General features: G+C 67.7%; 2 protein-coding genes. One reads left to right on the top strand and one right to left on the bottom strand.

All coding sequences use genetic code 11. The features are described 5' to 3' along the window. Positions 1–1,478 (bottom strand): MFS transporter (locus WA805_RS25210; protein ID WP_425243577.1); only part of this gene is annotated, 1,478 nt, incomplete at its 3' end. Between the two features lie 358 nt (positions 1,479–1,836). Here WA805_RS25210 and WA805_RS25205 point away from each other — a divergent pair. Continuing rightward, a complete protein-coding gene (locus WA805_RS25205; RefSeq protein ID WP_422281296.1) occupies positions 1,837–2,973 on the top strand; it encodes an SPFH domain-containing protein in 1,137 nt (378 codons plus the stop codon). Positions 2,974–3,144: the final 171 nt, after the last annotated feature.

Below are 3,144 nucleotides of genomic sequence, written 5' to 3'. Positions count from 1 at the left end.
GAACGGCCGGGCCTGCGGATGCCGCCGGCGCGCAGCGCCGACAGCACGGCGGCGATGACCATGAAGATGACCGACGCGTAGAACGCGGCGTGCAGGCCGGTGGTGAACGCGTCCGCGACCTGCCCGTGCAGCGACGTGGTTCCGACGAAGATCGCGAACGCCAGCTGGCGCGAGATCGACCGGGATGCCACCAGGATCGCGACGGAGAACGAGAAGACCATGCCGACGTTGGCGAAGGTCCGCATCATCCCCGACGCGATGCCGAACATGTCCGGCGGCGCCGCCTTCATGATCGCGGAACTGTTCGCCGGGAAGAACAGGCACGCCCCGATCGCGTTGATCGTGCCGACGATGACGATCCACCACAGCGGCGTCGAGTTGGTGAGCTGCGCGTACAGCAACAGGGACACGACCTGCAGCGCGAGGCCGGCCGTCGCGGGCAGCACCGGACCGTACTTGTCCGCCAGCCGGCCCGCCCAGATGCTGAGGCCTGCGGAGATAAGGTAACCGGGCAGCAGCAGCAGCGACGCGTGGATCGGCGACAGCCCGCGCGGACCCTGCAGGTACATCAGCAGCAGGAAGAGCACCGCGAAGCTCGCCAGGCCCTGGAAGAGGGACGCGCACAGCGATGCCGCCATGGTGGGGACCTTGAAGATCCGCAGCGGCAGCATCGGCGCGGGGACTCGCGACTCGATGAATACGAACAGCGCGATCAGCGCGAGGCCGCCGATCAGGAAAACGGCGGTCGAGGCGTCGAAAGGCCCGTTCGCCAGCTTGGTGATCGCCCACAGCACGCCGAACAGGCCGAGGCCGAGCGTGATCATGCCGAGCGGGTCGAGCCGCTGCCTGGTCCGCTCCCCCTTGTCGCGCAGCACCCGCAGCGCGACCGCGATCGCCAGCACCCCGGTCGGCACGTTGATCCAGAAGATCCAGCGCCACGACACGTAGGTGACGATCAGCCCGCCGAGCACCACGCCGAGCACCGCGCCGATCGTCCAGCCGAGCGAGGTGAACCCGTAGGCCCGGCCGCGCTGCTCCCGCGGGTACAGGTCGGCGATCACCGCGCCGCTGTTGGCCATGATCAGGGCGCCGCCGACCCCCTGCACGATCCTGAAGGCGATGATCGACACTTCGTTCCAGGCCAGCGCGCACAGCAGCGATCCGACCACGAAGACCGCGAAGCCTGCCTCGTACATCCGCACCCGGCCGAACATGTCGCCGAGCCGCCCGACCTGGGTGGCGAGCAGCGTGATCACGAGCAGGAAGCTGATGATGACCCAGACCACGTTCGTCAGTGCCACGTTCAGGCTGCGCTGGATCTCGGGCAGTGCGAGGACGACGATCGTGGTGTCGACGGCGGTCATCAGCACGCCGGACATGAGCACGACCATGGCGAGGCCGGTCCGGGTCTGCCCGCCACCGTCCGCGCTGGAACCGCTGGCAGCAGCGGCCGGCCGTGCAATCCGGGGGAACGTCACTTTCTTAGCCTAACGAACGGTGGTTTTTGCGCCAGCCGAGACTAGGCTGTCTTTCTGGCATTCCCGTACGGGGGGTGGCACCCTTTGGCCCGCGACGAATCCGCGATCGGCACAGTCGGAGTACTCACCGTTGCCACCCGTGGCTCAGCCGGCCCCGGGGAGGTGCGGATCAGGATCCGCGGTGGCTCCGAACTCTTTCTGGCCTGGTCGGAAACCCCGCTCCCGAGGGGCGCTACAGTCCTCGTCATCGATTACCGCGGCCCGCTGACGGTCGATGTTATGCAATGGGCCGACCCGCTTGGTGAGGCCCCCGTAATCCCCGGTTCTACCGAAGTTCCTCGCTCAGGAGAGTGAAACCATGTTGGGCTACCGAGTTCCCGCTCCGGATGAGGCGATGCTCATCTCCGGCGGTCGTTACGGCCTGAAGGAGGCGCCGTTCCGGGTAGTCACCGGGCACGGCGCGTTCGTCACGCCCATGTTCCGCAAGGTCAGGTACCTGACGCTTTCTATGCAGGAAGCCGAGGTGGCAGAGACCTGCGTAACCAAGCAGGGCATCTCGCTCAACGTCCGCGCCGTCATCGCGTTCAAGGTCGGCAACAACGAGGAGGCCATCGTCAACGCCGGGCAGCGGTTCCTGTCCGACCAGGACCAGATGTCGGTGCTGACCGGGCGGATCTTCGCCGGCCACCTGCGGTCGATCATCGGCTCGATGACCGTCGAGGAGATCGTCACCGAACGGCAGAAGCTGGCAGGCGAGGTGCTGGACGGGTCGAAGACGGAGATGGCCACCATCGGGCTGACCGTCGACTCGCTGCAGATCCAGTCGATCGACGACATGGGCGCCGGGTACATCGCGGCGATGGCCGCGCCGAACAACGCGGCGATCCAGCGGCAGGCCAAGATCGCCCAGGCGCAGGCCGACCAGGCGGCAGCCGAGGCGGTGCAGGCCTCGGCCCGCAAGCAGGCGGAGTTCGCCAGGCAGACCTCGGTCGTGCAGGCCCAGTACAAGGCCGAGATCGACAAGGCGCAGGCGGAAGCGGCGCAGGCCGGCCCGCTCGCGCAGGCCGAAGCGCAGCGCGCGGTCATCACTGCCCAGGCGGAGCTGGCGCAGCACCAGGCCGAACTGCGCCAGCAGCAGCTCGTCTCCGAGGTCATCAGGCCCGCCGAGGCCGAGGCGGAGAAGGTGAAGATCCTCGCCATAGCCGATGCCGAACGGACCAGGATCGCGGCGGAGGCCGCCGCCTCCAACAACCGGGTCGCGCTCGACCAGTTGCTGATCGCCCAGCTGCCGCAGATCGTCAAGGAAGCGGCCGGCGGGCTGGCCGGGGCGAACGTCAGCATACTCAACGGCGCGGACGGGCTTGGCGAGATCGCGGCCGGGCTAGTTAGCCAGGGGCTGACGATTTTGGAAAACGTGCGCAAGGGTGTGAACGCGGCGCCGGCCAACGACGAGAACGGCACGCCGCAGAAGGGGAATGGGCAGCTGCCTGCTTAGCGCGAGAGCCGAGGCCCGTGCCTCCGCTGGTCAGGTCCCGGGGTTGCGGGCCAGGATGAAGTTGATGGCGATCAAGCGCAGCACGGGCTCGCCAGCCTGGTTTGTTACCTCGACTAGCGAACGGATGATGCCTCGGTCGGGCTTGCTCTTTGAACGGCGGGCTTCCAGGAC

The organism is Trebonia sp. (assembly GCF_049794275.1).
Classification (GTDB): domain Bacteria; phylum Actinomycetota; class Actinomycetes; order Streptosporangiales; family Streptosporangiaceae; genus Trebonia.
Note: the sequence above shows the minus strand (reverse complement) of the source record. Positions and strands in the feature narration are given on the sequence as shown.

What these genes read in the sequence shown, in the direction of transcription:
- WA805_RS25205 (WP_422281296.1), top strand. Translation starts at nt 1,837, where the DNA reads ATGTTGGGCTACCGAGTTCCCGCTCCGGATGAGGCGATGCTCATCTCC.